Raw genomic sequence first — 17850 nt, forward strand, 5'->3', positions numbered from 1 at the left:
TTTTATATATTTGTATCTATGGTTAACCTGGAAGAAATGCAAAATAAGATAGAATCACTTCGTCTTGATCTTCATAAATACAATTATCACTACTATGTGCAAAATGCTCCCCTGATCAGCGATCAGAAGTTTGACTTTTTGCTTAAAGAGCTGCAGCAGCTGGAGCAAACTTATCCGCAGTTTTATGATCCGAATTCACCAACACAGCGGGTAGGTAGTGATATTACCAAATCTTTCAATCAAATCCAACATAAATATCCGATGCTTTCCCTCTCCAATACTTACTCTGAGGGGGAAGTTGCTGATTTTTACGAAAGAGTAAGAAAAGCTTTAAATGATGATTTTGAGATAGTGTGCGAATTAAAATATGATGGCACTTCTATTTCTCTTACTTACATGAATGGAGCATTACAAAGAGCAGTTACCCGGGGCGACGGAGAGAAAGGCGATGATGTCACTGAAAATGTGAAGACAATCAGATCCATTCCTCTCAGACTGATTGGGGATAATTATCCTGATGAGTTTGAAATCCGGGGAGAGATTCTAATGCCATGGAGTGTATTTGATACTTTAAATGAGGAGCGTGAAAGAGCTGAGGAACAGTTATTTGCAAATCCAAGAAATGCAGCCGCAGGAACACTGAAACTTCAAAATCCTCAGTTGGTTGCCGAGCGAAAACTGGATGCCTATCTCTATTATTTATTGGGCGATAATTTACCTTCAGATGAACATTCTGAAAACCTGAAATGGGCTGAAAAATGGGGTTTCAAGGTCTCTAATGCCGTCAAAAAATGTAGTTCTCTCCAAGATATTTATGATTTCATTCAATATTGGAATATTGAACGTAAAAATTTACCGGTTGCAACAGACGGTATTGTATTGAAAGTTAACTCTTTAAATCAACAAAAGAACTTAGGTTTTACAGCAAAATCCCCTCGTTGGGCAGTTGCCTATAAATTTAAGGCAGAACAAGCTGTAACTACATTAGAATCAGTCTCTTTCCAGGTCGGAAGAACCGGTGCTGTTACCCCGGTTGCAAATCTGACTCCGGTTCTGCTTTCTGGAACTACGGTGAAAAGAGCCTCTTTACATAATGCGGATATTATTGAATCTCTTGATTTACACTTGGGTGACCAGGTATTTGTAGAAAAAGGTGGTGAAATTATCCCTAAAATTACCGGTGTGGATGTTAATCACAGACATTTATCAGGTGAAAAAGTACGATTTATTGATACTTGCCCTGAATGTGGATCTGCATTAGTGCGTGTTGCCGGAGAGGCGGCTCACTATTGTCCTAATGATACCGGATGTCCTCCTCAGATTGTGGGGCGTATCGAGCACTTCATTAGTCGTAAGGCTATGAATATTGATGGTTTTGGTGGAGAAACCGCAGAACTCCTGTTTAAAAACGGTTTAATTCATAATATATCAGATATTTACGATCTAAAATATGAATCTGTACTTAAACTGGAAAGATTTGCCGAGAAGTCTGCAATGAACCTTATTTCAGGTATAGAAAACTCTAAAAAGGTACCTTTCGAAAGGGTTTTATTTGCTTTAGGAATACGCTTTGTTGGGGAAACTGTAGCAAAGAAACTGGCAAAAGCATTCAAGTCTATTGACAATCTTGAAAAGGCACAATTACCAGAACTTATTTCTATAGACGAAATCGGAGAAAGAATTGGCCAAAGTGTAGTTGAATTCTTCTCTAATCTGGTTAATATCGAGATAATCTCCAGACTTAAAGAAGCTGGGGTACAATTAGAAATTTCTGAGTCTCAAACTGAAAATTTATCAGAGAAACTAGCCGGACTAACAATCGTTATTAGTGGTACATTCACGAAGCATTCCCGGGATGAGTACAAAACTTTAATTGAAAATAACGGTGGTAAAAACTCCGGATCGATATCAGCTAAAACGAATTACTTGTTGGCTGGCGAAAATATGGGTCCAGCAAAACTCGAAAAAGCTACCAAATTAGGAGTAAAAATCATATCAGAAGACGAATTCTTAACTATGATCGGGAATGATTAAGAGTATTATAACCAATAAAATCAGGAACAATATCCAGAAGCAGGTAAAAACAGCTGCTATAATAGATTTTTCCGATATACGGAAAATTGTTCTTATTTTCGAAATAGCTGATTATCCGTTTATTCAGAATGTGGTTTCGCAATTGGAGAATGAAGGGAAAGAATGTCGTTTAGTCGTTTATTCGGAAGCGAAAGAAAAAAACTTCCCGGAAATACGAGGATTTATTTTTTCCAATAGGGATCTGGACTTCTGGAATGTTCCTAAATCGGAGATAGAAACACGTTTTTTAGATGAAATATCCGATGCTGATATGCTTCTGGATTTGACGGTTCACAACTATTTGCCGTTGAGCTATTTAATTTCGAAAGCATCGGTAAAACTAAAAGCTGGGATAAAAAAAGAGGGCTTTGACTTGTATGACTTTATGCTGGAAGCCCCTAAAAATGTAGACTTCAGATTTCTTTCTGAGCAGATTATGTCTTATCTTCGCAAACTCAAATCTTAACGATCAGAATCAGACTCAATATATGATACAGGTAAATTTAAAAGGGATGGGAGTAGCACTGATTACTCCTTTTAAAGAAGATGAATCAATCGATTTTGAGGCGTTAGGCAAATTAATTGATTTTCAGATAAATAATGGAATAGATTATTTAGTTGTGCTGGGTACAACTGCAGAAACACCGACTCTTTCCGAGACTGAAAAGAAACAAATCATCCAGTTTGCTGTTGAGCGTGTTAATGGTCGTGTTCCCGTCGTTTTAGGAGTAGGAGGTAACAGTACGAAATCAGTCGTTGAAAAGTTAAAAAACGATGATTTTACCGGTATTGATGCTATTTTATCGGTTGCACCATACTATAATAAACCTACTCAGGAAGGAATTTATCAACATTTTAAAGCGATTGCACAAGCCACTAAACTCCCAATAGTACTTTATAATGTACCAGGAAGAACAGGGGTTAATATGACAGCCGAGACAACATTAAGACTTGCACGCGAATTTGATAACGTTGTAGCCATTAAAGAAGCATCTGGTAATATCACTCAAATGGATGATATTATTAAGAATAAACCAAAAGATTTTTTGGTGATTTCCGGAGATGACGGAATTACCTTTCCGCTAATAACTTTAGGTGCTGTAGGTGTTATCTCTGTTATTGGTAACGCTTTTCCGAAAGAATTCAGCAAAATGGTTCGTTTGGCTTTAAATGGTGATTATGCTAATGCACTTCAAATCCACCACCGTTTTACGGAACTGATTGATTTGTTATTTGTAGATGGTAATCCAGCTGGAGTAAAAAGCATCCTTCATGTTATGGGATATATCGAAAATAGACTTCGCTTACCTTTAGTTCCAACAAGAATTACTACATTCGAAAAAATCAGAAAAATACTTGAGGAATTGAACGTCAAATACTGATGATATTGTAAAACTCTGTTTTATATGGAAAAGGCTATCTAAGTAATTGGGTAGCCTTTTTATGTTTTTGTCATGCTTCTTTTCACTTTGCTTTCCTTGTAGTATTTACGAGCATAATTCCACTCAATAAAAACTCTATTAGAAAGTTACATAATTAATATTATGTTAAGTAGATGGGAGATAACAAAGTTGTACTTTTTAGAGAAACAATATTCAGTCATTCTTTCAAACAAAAATGGAAAAACACAAGCTCTTTCCAAATATTGCCTGGATCTTTTTTCTTTTCAGACAAATTCCGATATTTGTCATTGAAATCAATAATTAGAATGATGAAATATAATTTTGACGAAGTCATTGACAGAACCGGAACTTCAACTTATAAAATCGATTTACTTCAGTCTCGCTTCGGAGCCAATGATATTTTACCTTTATGGGTAGCTGATATGGATTTTCGTTCTCCAGACTTTATAATGGACGCTATTCGCGAACGGGCAAACCATGAGGTGTTGGGTTATACTATACGAAATAAAGAATGGTATCAGCCTATTGCACAGTGGATTAAGCAAAAACACAACTGGCACGTAGAATCAAACTGGATTGGTTATGTACCCGGGATTTTACCGGGAATCGTTCTGGCAATGCAGACTTTTACTCAACCAGAAGATAAAATAGTAATACAGCCCCCTATTTATCCCCCATTTATGAGTATGGTCAAAAATAATGACCGTCAAATCGTTTATAATCAATTGATTCAGAAGAATGGTGAAATCCGGATGGATTTGGAAAATCTGAAACAGTTGATTGATGAAAAAACAAAAATGTTGTTATTGTGCAGTCCTCATAATCCTGGTGGTAGAGTTTGGACCAAAGAGGAACTATTAGCGCTTCTTGAAATCTGTAAGGAGCATAATATTCTGGTAATTTCAGATGAAATTCATGCTGATTTGGTCTTGCCTGGAAATACTCATGTTCCCTTTCCGACAATATCAGAAGATGCAGCAAATCAATGTATTACATTTATGGCCCCCAGTAAAACCTTTAATATTGCCGGCCTGGCTTCTGCGTCGTTTATTATCCCGAATGATGAATTACGAGCAAAGTTCAGACTCAAGGTCGAAGCTGCTGAAATCGGTGGAGGGAATATTTTTGCATCTGTTGCAACTAAAGCAGCTTATGAGCACGGTGCAGAATGGCTAAACCAACTTGTTCATTATATTCAGGAGAATGTCAATTATGTCGATGAATATTTAAAGGCTCATTTGCCGAAAATCAAAGCATTTATACCTCAGGCCTCTTTTTTAATATGGCTGGATTTCAGCGAATTAGGACTGTCAGATGATGAAATACGAAGAATATTAATACAGGAAGCCAAATTAGGGTTTAATCACGGGCCTAGCTTTGGTCCCGGTGGTGAAGGATATCAGCGAATGAATGTCGGTTGTTCCCGATTGGTGATTGAAGAAGCGATGAAAAGATTATCCTCTGCTTTTACTCAATATTGTTAAGCATAAAAATCCCCACAACCTATGAAGTAGTGGGGATTTTTGTATTTATCTGATTGTAACCATTGTAGCACCAAATCCGTATTCCCTGAATGAGGCATCCTGATAGGTGCAGGATTTGTATTTCGATTTCAACTCATCAAGAATAGCTTTTCGGAGCACCCCCTCCCCTTTTCCATGAATAAAAACAATCTTACTGCCTTTGATTTTCAGATTCTCAGTCATCACGGACCTGAATTTATCCATCTGATACTGAATCATATCAGCATTGCTGAGTCCGGCAGTATTATCCAGTAAGTTATTGATATGCAGGTCAATTTCCAGAATCTGATTCGATAGATTTTTATTAATCGTTTGTGGTTGACGTCTTTCATTGAAGGATTTCTCTTTCATGGCAAGTTCCAACTCTTCAGCACTCACCTGAATCTGTTTTTCAGGAATATCATTTTTTACTATCGGGTAAATTAAGGCCTCCTCGTCAAAATAGTCATTACTCCGGAAGCTGTGAAGTTTATAGAATTTGACTGTATCCAGTTTATAATCAACCGATACCGGATTCTTCAGTTCAAATGTTTTGCCCTGCTTGAAAGAAACGAACTGGATGCTGATTTTTTCCAGATCATTCAACTCTTCTTTCGAAAATTCTTCCAGGAATACCTTTTGATTAGGTTCGATTAGCCCCGAATAGCGTAGATTCCAGCCATTTGCCGGTTTATTCAGATATGACAACTGAAGAAAATAGTTGCTGTCATTCACGATATATGCCTCAAAATTTGAGTTCTGAAGACTTTTAGGTTCCATCGGTAGAAAGGCGAGAAAAACGTTTAATTTATCCCCTTCACGCGTTTCTAAAACCTTGGGAGCAGGTGCTTCAACCGTTGGTCTTCTGACTTCTTGTTTTGCTGAAACCTGAGGCGTGGAAGACGGTTTGGACTGACCTCCTACCGGTTCAATAACAACACATTCACGAATCAGAACGGGAGTATCAAATCCATCCTCCTCTTCTACTTCAACTAAATCCTTATTTATGAAACGTTTTACTACGCCACCACCGGTAGCATTCAGAAAACGCACTTTATCTCCAATCTTTACTGCCATTTTTATTCTTTATTTGTTCTACAAAGGTCTTTAATCTCGGTGAAATAAGCAATTATTCGAAGATAAAATGATATACTATCGTATAAACGGTCGATTTAGTACTATTTTTGTATCATATAGTCACTAATTCATAGCAGTCATGACTGAAACAAAGAAATTACGCAGAACTTATGACCGGAGAATCGCCGGTGTTTGTGGTGGAATTGCCAAATATTTTGATTTGGATCCGACTTTAGTGCGTATTGCCTATGCATTATTAACCGTATTTACTGCATTTTCGGGAGTTATTATCTACCTGATTTTGTGGTTTGTAATCCCAGACGAGGAGTGATGGAATTTAAGATCGAATCACCATATAAACCTACCGGAGATCAACCGGAAGCTATCGCTCAGCTCACAAAAGGGGTGCTTGAGGGTATTCCGTACCAGACCTTATTAGGTGTAACAGGGTCTGGAAAGACTTTTACCGTTGCAAATATTATCGAAAAGGTCAACAAGCCTACGCTGATTCTGAGCCATAATAAAACTTTGGCTGCACAGCTTTATGGCGAGTTTAAGAACTTCTTTCCGCACAATTCGGTCGAATATTTCGTCTCCTATTACGACTATTACCAACCGGAAGCCTATATCCCAACCACCGATACCTATATAGAGAAAGACCTGGCTATCAATGATGAACTGGAAAAGCTCAGACTTTCAGCTACTTCTGCCCTACTATCCGGACGTAAGGATGTGCTGGTTGTATCATCGGTTTCCTGCCTGTTTGGTATCGGAAATCCGGAAGATTTTCATAACAATGTGGTGGTAATCCAAGTGGGGCAAAAAATCACGAGAAACGCCTTTTTACGCTCTCTGGTGGACAGTCTTTATTCGCGCAACGAAGTAGAGCTTAAGCATGGTAATTTTCGCGTAAAAGGCGATACTGTGGATATTTTCCTGGCCTATACGGATGAGATTCTACGGGTTATTTTCTGGGGAGATGAAATAGAAACCATTGAGACAGTAGATCCTATCAGCGGATTAACGCTTTCATCTGTTGATAGTTATAATATTTATCCTGCGAATATCTTTGTAACCACTAAGGAGAGCCTGAACCGCGCCATTGGTGAAATAGAGATTGATTTAGGTAAACAGGTGGAATTTTTCCATTCTATCGGCAAAGAATACGAGGCAAAACGCATCCAGGAGCGTGTTACATACGATCTGGAGATGATAAGGGAAGTCGGCCATTGCTCCGGTATTGAGAATTATTCACGATATTTTGACGGACGTGCTCCTGGTACACGCCCTTTCTGTCTGATAGACTATTTTCCCAAAGACTTTCTGGTCGTAATTGATGAAAGCCACGTTACCATTCCTCAAATTCGGGGAATGTACGGTGGAGACCATTCCCGCAAAGTGAATCTGGTGGAATATGGGTTCCGTCTTCCGGCTGCCATTGATAACCGTCCACTTCGTTTCGAGGAATTTGAGCAATTGGCACAACAAATCATCTACGTGAGTGCTACTCCAGCTGATTATGAGCTGGTTAAATCTGAAGGTGTCGTTGTCGAACAGGTCATTCGTCCAACCGGATTGCTGGATCCGATTATTGAAGTTCGTCCGAGTCTGAATCAGATTGACGACCTGATGGAGGAAATTCAGCTTCGAGTGGAACGTGACGAGCGTGTACTGATTACTACGCTGACCAAACGTATGGCCGAAGAGCTGAATGCCTATCTGGGACGATTGAATTTCCGATGCAACTATATTCACTCCGACGTGGATACGCTTGATCGTGTGCGACTGATGGAGGATTTACGTAATGGACTTTATGACATTTTGATTGGTGTGAATCTCTTACGTGAAGGTCTTGACTTGCCGGAGGTTTCGCTTGTGGCTATCCTGGATGCGGATAAAGAGGGATTTCTTCGCTCCCACCGCTCGCTGACACAGACGGCAGGACGTGCTGCACGTAACCTGAACGGGAAAGTGATCATGTATGCCGATAAAATCACCGACAGCATGCGCAAAACGATTGACGAGACCAATCGTCGTCGGGAAAAACAGCTCGCTTATAACGAAGCTAACGGTATTACACCACAGGCTATTCAGAAGGCTCGTACTTCGATTCTGGGAGAAGATTTCAGAAAATCACATCCTGATATTTACGTGGAAAAAGAGACTATCGAAGTGGCCGCCGATCCGGTTGTTCAGTATATGGGTAAAGCTCAATTAGAGAAAGCCATCGAAAAGACCCGCAAGATGATGCAGGAAGCTGCCAAGAAGCTGGAATTCATTGAAGCAGCACAGTATCGAGACGAGATGGTCAAGCTAGAAGAGCTGGTGAAAAGCAAATTCGGCTGATTTGAGTATTCTCATCTTGTTGTAAAACCATATTTTATCCGTCAATCTTTTGAATATTCAGAGGATTGGCGGATTTTTTTATTGCAGAACCACTCATAAAGCATGTCATTTTGTTATATGTATATAGTTTAGGACTTTATGAGGTGTAATTGCTCCATAAAAGAGCCCTACTCTATTGAAAATATACCCTTATCAGACAGATTCATTCTGAAATGTTATTCCCCTTAACTAAACCTTTTTCTAATATTCCTGTCAAACCTACTCAATGAAAACACAATATCCGTAATCCATTAATAATTAATTCATGAAAAGAATTGTACTTACAGCCATTTGCGCCGTGCTTTGGAGTGTGCTGCTTAATGCGCAAACCACATCAACTCCGACAACCGCTTCTACAGTTAAGTTTACAGCTACGGGGCGCATTCTGGATGCCAAAACCAAGACAGCTATCGAAGGTGCTACCGTCCGGTTGATGAAACAAGGTTCCACTGCCCTGTTAGGCGGTACTGCTACCGATAATAACGGTACTTTTACCCTGAAAAATATTACTGTTGGCAATTATGTACTGCAAATTAGCTTTCTGGGATATAATAATGAAACACGCGTTGTAAGAGTGATTGGTTCAGCTAAACCGGTTTTCAATCTTGGTGATATTTCCCTCTCAGAGAATTCGGTCATGCTGAAAGAAGCGACAGTGGTGGGTAAAATCACAGAAATGGTAGTAAAAGAAGATACCATTGAATACAACCCCGAAGCTTTCAAAATGCAGCCTGGAGCTGTTGTTGAAGACCTGCTGAAGCGTATCAATGGCGTGGAGATTGACTCTGAAGGTAAGATTACCGTTGCCGGGAAAGAGGTGAAAAAGGTCTATGTAGATGGGAAACAGTTCTTTGGCAACGACCCGACTATGGCTACCAAGAACCTCACCACGGATATCATCGACAGAATTCAGGTGGTAGATAAGAAGTCTGACTTAGCTTTGCTGACCGGTATCGATGATGGTGAAAGCGAAACAGTCATCAACCTGACCATCAAGAAAGGGATGAAGAAAGGCTGGATGGTCAATGCTGAAGGTGGTCTGGGCCACGAAGTGATGGAAAGTGACAATGGTACCCGTTACCAGTCACGTGCAATGGTTAACCGCTTCCTGAATGACAGCCAGTTGTCTTTTATTGAAAATGCAAACAATATCAATGAGCGTGGCTCACGTGACTGGGGCTCAGGATTTGGTCAGCAAATGGGACGTCGCGGAGGCGGTATGAGTGCAGGTAATGGTATTACTACCTCTGATGTATTTGGAACAAACTTCGCTACAGAACTGAACAAAAAGCTGAAGATTGGTGGTAGCGCGATGTATAACCACTTTAATACTGATGCAAAGACCCGGAGCAGTACTCAGAAGCTGTTTCAAGACAGTACTTCTTTTGTCAACTCTACTGGTAATAATATAAATAACAGCAACAACCTGAATGTACAAATGAGAATGGAATACACTCCCGATTCATCATGGGCATTCGTTTTTACGCCATCGTTCAGTTATAATAAATCACACAGCGAATCAGAGTCAACCTCTGCTACTTTAGCCGGTGAAATCAGAGACTCAATCAATAGCAAGACTGGTACTTATATCAGTGATGCTGACGGTATCAGCCTGAGCGGACAATTAGACATGTCCTATCAGTTCAAAAAGAAAGGACGTCGGTTAAGCATGAGCCTGAGTGGTGGATATAATAATAGTGATGGAGTAGCGTATAACATTTCTCAGATGATTTTCCAGAGAGCCGATTCAATATCCAATCTTGATCAACAAATCAACAATAGTTCCGAAAGTAAGAATTACCGTTTATATGCATCCTATATGGAGCCACTCAGAACGAATCGTTTCCTGCAGCTCTCCTATTCTATAAGCAGAAATATCACTCAGTCAGATAAGATGACCTATAGCCGTGATGCTTTATCGGAATTGTACAATGTTCTTGATACGGCTTATAGTAAAAGCCTGTCTAACAACTTTATCAATCAGCAATTGGGTTTAAGTTTCCGTGCTACAGAAGCCTCTTATTCATATACAATCGGGGTGGATCTTCAGCCTTCTTACAGCAAAAGTAAAAGTTATGTGGAAGATAAAGTTAACTTTGGCAAAGAACGGAATGTAATGAACTATTCTCCGAATCTGAACTACACCTACCGCTTTAGCAAACAGCAGAACCTGCGTATTGACTACCGTGGACGTACTTCACAGCCAAGTATTACCCAACTGGATCCCACACCGGATAACTCCAATCCACTTAATATTAAATTAGGTAACCCGGATCTGCTACCTACCTATTCAAATAATATTTCTGCCAGATATAACGACTATAACCGCGAAGCTATGCGCTCCATCATGGCCACTATTCAGGGAGGTTTTGTGGTAAATGACATCATCAATAAATCTACGTATGATGCAAATACCGGAGCACAGACAACACGTCCTGTCAATGAAAACGGAAACTGGAACATGAATGCAGGTTTGATGGTTAACACCCCTATAGGCAAGAGTAAATTCCAGGTAAACAGCTTTGCAAATGCATCTTTCAATAATGGTATTGGATATATTTCTCTGGGTAAAAGCGATATTGAACGAAACATATCAAAAACAATCAACTTGAATGAGAACCTGGGATTTAGCTACCGTAATGATTTTATTTATGCTCAGATCAGAGGTAATATACGTTATTCGAAAGTCGATAATAGCGTGTCTGCTCGTAAAGGTCAGGAAAATATGAGTTATGGTAGTTCATTCAATACACAAATCTATCTTCCTTACAGTTTTACATTAGCGAGTGATTTGCGATATACCGGACAAGCTGGACTATCTACCGGATACAATAAGAATGAAACGATGTGGAATGCAGAAATCAGCAAGCAAATACTGAATAAGAAAGGAACAATCCGCTTTAAGATGAATGATATCCTGCGTCAACAATTAAATATCAACCGTTCGGTTTCGGATATTGCTATTACCGATACTCAGTACAATACGCTTACCTCTTACTACATGATCTCGTTCAACTATCGCTTCAATACGATGGGAAACAGAAGTGGTAACCGTAACTTCCAACGTCCTGACGGTGATTTCAGACCGGATGGCGGTGGTCGTGGTGGTTTCCCCGGAGGTGGTGGCAGACCGGATGGTGGTGGCCCTGGCGGATTCTAATCCATTCTATTCATAAATACAAAGACGCGAAAACGCTAAGTGATTACTTAATGTTTTCGCGTCTTTTTTTATCCGATATGGGGCTGACTTTATTTGAGAGCAAACCGGATCGGCAGTGTAAATTTCACAGAAACATAATTCCCGCCTTGTCTTCCGGGTTTCCAAGATGGCATTTTCTGTATGACCCGAATAGACTCTTCATCAAATGAAGCTCCGACGCTTCGTACGACTGTAATATCCTCAATTTTACCTGTATTATTAACAACAAAGGAGACTATTTCCATACCTGTAATCCCTTTTTTCTGCGCTTCTACGGGATATTTGACATTACTGGATAAAAATGACATCATCGGTCCTATTCCACCTGGAAATTCAGGCATCTCCTCTACGATAACAAAAGCCCCCGGATCATTTCTTTTATGGTCAATCGAATCAAATGCAGATTTCATAAATGGATATTTCTTATTCAGGCTGAAACTAACCGACAGATTTACCCTGGCAGATACTCTCTTGCCCTGGATCGTTGCAGGAGTCCATTTCGGCATTTTATTTACCATTTGTATAGCTGCATTATTCAGAGATTGTGTGATTCCTCTATAAACCGAAAGGTTCGTGATTGTTCCCATACTGTCAACGATAAATTTCAAATCCACGGCGTTTGCTGTCTCTCCTTTTTCCACGTCAGTCGGATAGACAAGACTTTTACTAATGAAGTCCTTCATTTTTATGCTTCCTCCGGGAAATTCGGGTTTAAATTCTGTTTTTTCGTAGATATGCTTACGGTCAAGTCCGTTTGGGTTTGAAGAAACCGATTTTTCTTCGTCCGTTCTTTGATAAAGATAACTTCTGACATTAAACCGTACCGGAACAAATGAATATATCGACACATAATGATTGCCTTGAAGCACTGGAATCACCCCTGGCATTGAGCGAACCAGACGAATAGCTTCCTGATCGAGAGACGGTGACAGAGAGGGCCGGACATAAAAACCGTACTTCTCACCATCGGCATTTACCTTGAAACGTACGTGTGCTACACCTGAAAGGCTATCTTTTAGTGCATCAGCAGGGTATTGAAGATTCAAATCGATAAAATTTTCCGGAGAAAACCGTTTATCCTGAAATCTAACTGAAGAGCTCTCATAGAGTTCTTCTCCGGTTTCCACCATTTGTGGTTTTACTCTGATCAAATGTAGCTTAGTGGTATCTGTCAATACCGTATCCTTCACGGTAATACCTTCCAGCTCAAACTTTAACGTATCACCTTTATTCACCTGAATGGCAAACCGGTTATCAGGGAATAGATTCGATTCGTTTTTTACTTTGATTGAAATCTCTTTCAGGAGAGCACCATACATATCGACCACCATTCCTTTAAAGAGTAGTTTATTTGCATAAAGTGTAGTGCATAAGCAGGTCGAAATTAATATGCCTGCAATCGTTGTTTTTCTCATTGTTACTATTGTTTGTGTGGACTTTTACTTACCTGGTGACTAGACTGTTATTTTAATACATAGTGAGCCAGTACCTTCTGCACATCATATACATTGACAGATTTATCAAATTGCTTGGTGATACTGGGCTGTTGTTCACTGGAGATCCAGATCTTCAGTTCGGCATCAAGGTCAAACGCCCCCGCTGTCTCTACGCTGAAACGGGTAATGCTTTTATAGGAAATGGATTTGTACTCTGTTTTGCTGCCTGTGATGCCTTGCCTGGCCACAAGGATAAGTCGCTTGTTGGTGAAGATGAAGGTATCACGGATTAGCTTAAAGCCAAGCTCAATTTCTTCTTCTTCACACAGTAGCAGACTGTAGTGTTTGTTAAGTTCTTCCAGGCTTACGGCTCCTGCGTTGCCGAGTAATGCTGAGAATAGTCCCATAGTGTAAGATTTTAGTTGGGTTGATTGTTTAATCTGGGTTTTTTCTGCTTTATGAAGGTTTCCTCAAAAAATCAAGACGCAGATTCCTGCCTCTCTGCGCGGTATTCATTGACGTCAACCACGCGGGTACGGGGAAACATATCATGCCAGCCTATCCGTTCGTGTATGAGCACGGAAATAGGCTCAAACGGGATAAAACGGCAGAGGGTTCTATAGAGGGTGGTCTTGAATGAGGGCAGATTGCCGTCTTCGTCAATGACCACTGAGCGGGTAATGAATTTCCCTGCAGTCCTGCCACACGATGCCTCCCAGATCAGATAGTAGAAAAACATGATGAGTACATTTACAAGCTGGGATGAACGAATACCTACGACTCCATCTTCGGGATAAGTTTTAAAGAAGGTTTCAAGTAAAGTGTCTTTTGCAATGAAATATATTGTACAGTAACAGATCGTATCAATGAGGCAATTGAGGACTCTTTTCCAGAAGCCTACCGGATGTAGCGCCAAATAAGAAGGGATTGTTTGACTATTTGCAATGGGTTCCATAGTGGTTGATTTTATATATAACAATAGAGACGCGGCAGGCCACGTCTCTACTGTTATCGTTGTTTTTTGGAGCTAAATTACAGTTTTACGAAGAACCCAAAACTCCAGTTAGAAGGATTTAGGTCAAACTGGACCTTGTTGGAATAATAGTTTTCATCATTGTAATAGTGAGCGAAGCTAAATCCATTGAAATTCGCTTTCATTCCGACTTTGGATGTAATAAAATAGTCTAACTCAGGTGAGATACTGCATCCCAGTACATTATATTCGTCTTTGCTACTATATGAGCTATTTTCGGTTTTACTTGTTGCCCATCCAAATCCCACTTCTGATTTTAGGGACAAATATAACTTTTGAGCTAACGGATAGTAGTTCTGGATAAATAATGACGGAGATATAATGTTTGTCGTGTATTTGGTACCACTCGATGATTTCTGATAATTATTAGAAAGACTAAGTCCGACACCTAAAGCGGTATTGTTGTTTAGCATATAGCTTAATTCCGGAGTTAGATATATGCTGGTACTAGATGCAGAAGATGATGAATTCCCTCCTTGCTTTTGCGAAGTAAAATTGAAACTTCCTCCCAGAAATGTCGAGCCTTTGGTAAACTGGGCATTTGCTGCACTTTGCATTACGATGAATGCGAATAACGATACGAATAACTTTTTCATAATTGTAGGTATTTGTGTTTGAGTGATTATCTGTTTGCTGAGGTTATCCCCTCTATACGTGATTTCTCTGTTTTTAATCAAATACAGGTGCACTGTATGCATACTCTAAATTAATTTCAGATTTATATGAATCCCAATAGATGACAACATTCCGATATTTACTGTCAAGAATAAATTCATCTGTTTTTCTCCAATTAGAATGACATACCTAACGACACTGTAATTATTGGGTCATGCGCAAATCCTTTCCGTGATAAGTCTTCAGGAACCTTTCCATTAAAATTAAAATATTCAACTCGTAAAGAGTACTGATCATCAAATATTATACCCGCATTCAGTTTATAAGTAAATAGAGTATTAACATCAGATTTTATCTCGGTAAAACTTTGACCAATGGCTGTGTATGACACTTTCGGCACAAACATAAAATCAGGACCAATAGCACCTGATATAAACAAATGAACTTCATCGGATAACTCCTTAGGTAACGATATTCCAGCTAATAAAGGAACATTTGAAATTCTGATATATTTCGTTTCTGGTAATGTTCCCATTTCACCATTATATGAATAAAATGTCTTTATCGAATTCGGTAATAGATACTTATCATTCATAAAATCAGCACTACATATCAGATTGATGACATCTTTTTGTATTGGCAGTTTGTATTCGACTCCTAAATCTACTCCAACCGATAGATTCTTGAATTTATTATTGTTCAATACTGTAGATGGTCCTGCATGTATCGTGAAAGGTGTTTGTGACTTAGCTTTAAAACTAATAAACAGACAAAAGATGATGGCTAAAAAGAATGTTCGGGTAAAATTCATTGTGTAGTTATTTTTCATATTTCTCATTTTTCTTTCAAACTTGCACTCAGCCCCTAGTTCTGAGCGCAGCGGGTCCCGATGACTATCGGGATTGGACTCAAAACAGTTTCAGTTTATAAACTGACGCTGTATCACCAACAAGGAACAATATTGACCAGTTCCTTCCCTCCGGCAAAATCAACAGCGCTACTGTACGGATAACTTTCAGCCTGCGAAACAAAGCCAGCGTTTACCGGATTCTCATGCACGTAATCAATTGCAGCGTCGATGCCATAAGCATGTCTGGTCAGTTCGATCGGTTGATTATGTTGCTGCCAAAACTGATATTTGCTATTGTTTGGATTCTTTTTTCCTGCCCGCTCAAACATCCAAAGCATCCATTCCCTTCGGCTTTCCTGCTGATTCTTTTTAATTGCATCCAAAATCTTATTGGCTGTATGCTTTTTCATATCCCGCAATACGTTTTCCAAAGCAACTTCTCGTCCTTCAATAACCAGATGAACATGATTGCTCATGATTACCCAGGCATACACTATCAGACCTTTTTCCCTGATGCAGTAATTCAGACTATCTACCACTATATCTTTGTATTCACGTCGGGTAAAAACATCAATCCAGTTGACTGTGGCAAAACTCACAAAATAAACTGCTTCAGGATTGCGAAACTTATACTTTCGGCTCATGATATGCTCTTTTACAGTTATAAACTGCTCTGGTTTTGAGTCCAAGTCCCCGCTGCGCTCAGACTTGAACTAGCCCCAGACTGCTTTTTATTTATACTTGCGCGATATGGGATGGGATGTTGAATATTAGATAATTATACGCTTAACTTAATGACATTGGACCCGCGCTAGCAGGGGACAGGGAAGGTGCTGCAATCCAAAGGCCAAGTCTATTTTCTGTTCTAAAAACATCAAATTCAGAAAATTGCACTATCTTTGAACTCGGAGCTGAGCCCATTTGGTTATTTATTGTGACCCTGCGTCGTTAATCGGGGCAGTTGGATTCAGCTCTCTTTTTATTTAATGGCAACTGTTTTATCTTTTCAAAGGTTCCCTTATCGAAATTTGCTTTTTCCCAACTAGCATCTTTTGCTTTTGATATGCTCATGAGGTCAGTATTGTTGTATTTTATTTCTTTTAGAAAGGCATTGTTTAAATTTGCATGTTCAAATTTAGCACCACAAATATCCGATCCATCCAGGTGAGCATCTTGTAGTTGCGCCTGCTGAAATTCTGCTCCTTTTAAATTCGTGTTTTTGAGTTTGGCTGAAACAAGATTCGTTTCATGAAATTGGGCATTTTCAAAATTCGCCTGATCGAAACGCCCTTCGGCCATATTTGTCCGTGAAAGCCTGGCACAACTTAAGTCAGTCTTAAAACCTTTGGCTCTCTTCAAATTGCAACCGTCCAGATTAGCGCTCCGAAGGTTTGAGAATGCAAAATCAACATTTTCAAGGTTCAATCCATGAAGATCAATTCTGTATAAATTAGCTCTTGTTAAGTCAAGCTCAATGTTGTAACCGCCACCATCGTCAGATTTTTTCGAATGTAAGGCTTCAAGTTTAAGCCGGATTGCCTTTTCAAAAGTTTTTACCAGAAGTGCATTGACATTGTCAGGAAGCTCTGATTTTAAATTGGCAAGTAGGATCAAATACGCCTGGTGATGAAACTCTTTGTACTCCGGGTTCAAAAAAGTCAACAGGGAAACGGCGGCACTCGCCTGTATTGAATGACTTGATGAGCCTAAATTATTTATTACCGAATTGAACTTGGCTTCCAGATGGATTTTGTTTTCGGTATGCTTTTCTTTCAGGTATTTCCAAAATGAGAAAAATGTGCCCAATACAGCAATCAAGGCTGTTACAATTCCGCCATATGTGGGAAGGGCCTGTACACCCGGGCTTATAGAATTCTCGGATTTTAGCTTCTGAATTTCCTGTTTTAGTTTCTGAATCTGATAAGTTTTTAAACTGTCAGTTTCAACTTTTTCGGTACCAGAACTGGTTTGTGATAACGCGTTCATCTCAAAAGCGAAGAGACAAAAGATGAACAATAAGATCTTGTATGTCATAGCTTAAAGAATAAATTTCGGTCAATATCTTGTTCCTATACCAAAGTTAATGATAAACTTTGGTAAATATGTTTGCGAAAGAAGAACTCATTTCTTCCAAGTCTAATATCTTGCACTCAGCCCCTAGTTCAAGTCTGAGCGCAGCGGGGACTTGGACTCAAAACAGTTTCAGTTTTCAAACTGAAGCCTAGTTCAGATTTCTTATCTTACCACTCCTTTTCAGTCAAAGACTGCTTTGATTTC

The 17850-nt window shown here is 39.4% G+C and carries 15 protein-coding genes; 7 read left to right on the plus strand and 8 right to left on the minus strand.

Annotated elements, in window-relative coordinates; translation table 11 throughout:
• The first annotated feature begins 36 nt into the window (after nt 1–36).
• The 4 genes from ligA to MLE17_RS09030 all read left to right on the plus strand — a co-directional run bounded on the left by ligA (nt 37) and on the right by MLE17_RS09030 (nt 4960).
• Entirely contained in the window at nt 37–2034 is a 1998-nt protein-coding gene (gene ligA, locus MLE17_RS09015) for an NAD-dependent DNA ligase LigA (protein ID WP_410795618.1), read from the plus strand.
• Complete coding sequence (locus MLE17_RS09020; protein WP_243348461.1) at nt 2027–2539, plus strand: DUF6913 domain-containing protein; 513 nt, start codon at nt 2027–2029, stop codon at nt 2537–2539. Before ligA ends, MLE17_RS09020 begins: the two co-directional genes overlap by 8 nt.
• A 22-nt stretch (nt 2540–2561) precedes the next feature.
• The gene (dapA, locus tag MLE17_RS09025) at nt 2562–3455 is read left to right on the plus strand and encodes a 4-hydroxy-tetrahydrodipicolinate synthase (protein WP_243348462.1); all 894 of its coding nucleotides are present in this window, start codon (nt 2562–2564) and stop codon (nt 3453–3455) included.
• Between the two features lie 173 nt (nt 3456–3628).
• Nucleotides 3629–4960, plus strand: a complete 1332-nt coding sequence (locus MLE17_RS09030; RefSeq protein WP_243348463.1) for a MalY/PatB family protein — start codon at nt 3629–3631, stop codon at nt 4958–4960.
• Between the two features lie 45 nt (nt 4961–5005).
• Here MLE17_RS09030 and MLE17_RS09035 read toward each other — a convergent pair whose 3' ends face one another.
• Nucleotides 5006–6055, minus strand: coding sequence for a DUF2027 domain-containing protein (locus tag MLE17_RS09035; RefSeq protein WP_243348464.1), 1050 nt, complete (start codon nt 6053–6055; stop codon nt 5006–5008).
• Nucleotides 6056–6194: 139 nt separating this feature from the next.
• Between MLE17_RS09035 and MLE17_RS09040 the strand changes: the two genes are divergently transcribed.
• From MLE17_RS09040 to MLE17_RS09050, 3 genes are all read left to right on the plus strand, one after another.
• A complete protein-coding gene (locus MLE17_RS09040; RefSeq protein WP_243348465.1) occupies nt 6195–6386 on the plus strand; it encodes a PspC domain-containing protein in 192 nt (63 codons plus the stop codon).
• Nucleotides 6386–8401, plus strand: a complete 2016-nt coding sequence (uvrB, locus tag MLE17_RS09045) for an excinuclease ABC subunit UvrB (protein ID WP_243348466.1) — start codon at nt 6386–6388, stop codon at nt 8399–8401. The genes MLE17_RS09040 and uvrB overlap by 1 nt, the downstream gene beginning before the upstream one ends.
• A gap of 304 nt (nt 8402–8705) precedes the next feature.
• Nucleotides 8706–11600: a TonB-dependent receptor gene (locus MLE17_RS09050; protein WP_243348467.1), complete on the plus strand. Its 2895-nt coding sequence runs from the start codon at nt 8706–8708 to the stop codon at nt 11598–11600.
• An 89-nt stretch (nt 11601–11689) separates the two neighbouring features.
• On the opposite strand, the gene MLE17_RS09055 is transcribed toward MLE17_RS09050, so the two are convergent.
• From MLE17_RS09055 to MLE17_RS09085, 7 genes are all read right to left on the minus strand, one after another.
• Nucleotides 11690–13054: a TonB family protein gene (locus MLE17_RS09055; RefSeq protein WP_243348468.1), complete on the minus strand. Its 1365-nt coding sequence runs from the start codon at nt 13052–13054 to the stop codon at nt 11690–11692.
• A 47-nt stretch (nt 13055–13101) separates the two neighbouring features.
• A complete protein-coding gene (locus MLE17_RS09060; protein WP_243348469.1) occupies nt 13102–13482 on the minus strand; it encodes a PH domain-containing protein in 381 nt (126 codons plus the stop codon).
• 71 nt (nt 13483–13553) lie between these two features.
• Nucleotides 13554–14030: an RDD family protein gene (locus MLE17_RS09065; RefSeq protein ID WP_243348470.1), complete on the minus strand. Its 477-nt coding sequence runs from the start codon at nt 14028–14030 to the stop codon at nt 13554–13556.
• 77 nt (nt 14031–14107) lie between these two features.
• The gene (locus MLE17_RS09070; RefSeq protein WP_243348471.1) at nt 14108–14704 is read right to left on the minus strand and encodes an outer membrane beta-barrel protein; all 597 of its coding nucleotides are present in this window, start codon (nt 14702–14704) and stop codon (nt 14108–14110) included.
• Nucleotides 14705–14898: 194 nt separating this feature from the next.
• Complete coding sequence (locus tag MLE17_RS09075) at nt 14899–15552, minus strand: hypothetical protein (protein ID WP_243348472.1); 654 nt, start codon at nt 15550–15552, stop codon at nt 14899–14901.
• Nucleotides 15553–15665: 113 nt separating this feature from the next.
• Nucleotides 15666–16217 (minus strand): REP-associated tyrosine transposase, encoded by a 552-nt coding sequence (locus tag MLE17_RS09080; protein WP_243348473.1) that lies wholly within the window; start codon nt 16215–16217, stop codon nt 15666–15668.
• 304 nt (nt 16218–16521) lie between these two features.
• The gene (locus MLE17_RS09085; RefSeq protein ID WP_243348474.1) at nt 16522–17607 is read right to left on the minus strand and encodes a pentapeptide repeat-containing protein; all 1086 of its coding nucleotides are present in this window, start codon (nt 17605–17607) and stop codon (nt 16522–16524) included.
• Between the last annotated feature and the right edge of the window lie 243 nt (nt 17608–17850).

This window comes from Parabacteroides sp. FAFU027, from assembly GCF_022808675.1.
GTDB lineage: Bacteria > Bacteroidota > Bacteroidia > Bacteroidales > UBA7332 > CAXXIC01.

What these genes read in the sequence shown, in the direction of transcription:
- ligA (WP_410795618.1), top strand. Translation starts at nt 37, where the DNA reads ATGCAAAATAAGATAGAATCACTTCGTCTTGATCTTCATAAATACAAT.
- MLE17_RS09020 (WP_243348461.1), top strand. Translation starts at nt 2,027, where the DNA reads ATGATTAAGAGTATTATAACCAATAAAATCAGGAACAATATCCAGAAG.
- dapA (WP_243348462.1), top strand. Translation starts at nt 2,562, where the DNA reads ATGATACAGGTAAATTTAAAAGGGATGGGAGTAGCACTGATTACTCCT.
- MLE17_RS09030 (WP_243348463.1), top strand. Translation starts at nt 3,629, where the DNA reads ATGGGAGATAACAAAGTTGTACTTTTTAGAGAAACAATATTCAGTCAT.
- MLE17_RS09035 (WP_243348464.1), bottom strand. Translation starts at nt 6,055, where the DNA reads ATGGCAGTAAAGATTGGAGATAAAGTGCGTTTTCTGAATGCTACCGGT.
- MLE17_RS09040 (WP_243348465.1), top strand. Translation starts at nt 6,195, where the DNA reads ATGACTGAAACAAAGAAATTACGCAGAACTTATGACCGGAGAATCGCC.
- uvrB (WP_243348466.1), top strand. Translation starts at nt 6,386, where the DNA reads ATGGAATTTAAGATCGAATCACCATATAAACCTACCGGAGATCAACCG.
- MLE17_RS09050 (WP_243348467.1), top strand. Translation starts at nt 8,706, where the DNA reads ATGAAAAGAATTGTACTTACAGCCATTTGCGCCGTGCTTTGGAGTGTG.
- MLE17_RS09055 (WP_243348468.1), bottom strand. Translation starts at nt 13,054, where the DNA reads ATGAGAAAAACAACGATTGCAGGCATATTAATTTCGACCTGCTTATGC.
- MLE17_RS09060 (WP_243348469.1), bottom strand. Translation starts at nt 13,482, where the DNA reads ATGGGACTATTCTCAGCATTACTCGGCAACGCAGGAGCCGTAAGCCTG.
- MLE17_RS09065 (WP_243348470.1), bottom strand. Translation starts at nt 14,030, where the DNA reads ATGGAACCCATTGCAAATAGTCAAACAATCCCTTCTTATTTGGCGCTA.
- MLE17_RS09070 (WP_243348471.1), bottom strand. Translation starts at nt 14,704, where the DNA reads ATGAAAAAGTTATTCGTATCGTTATTCGCATTCATCGTAATGCAAAGT.
- MLE17_RS09075 (WP_243348472.1), bottom strand. Translation starts at nt 15,552, where the DNA reads ATGAAAAATAACTACACAATGAATTTTACCCGAACATTCTTTTTAGCC.
- MLE17_RS09080 (WP_243348473.1), bottom strand. Translation starts at nt 16,217, where the DNA reads ATGAGCCGAAAGTATAAGTTTCGCAATCCTGAAGCAGTTTATTTTGTG.
- MLE17_RS09085 (WP_243348474.1), bottom strand. Translation starts at nt 17,607, where the DNA reads ATGACATACAAGATCTTATTGTTCATCTTTTGTCTCTTCGCTTTTGAG.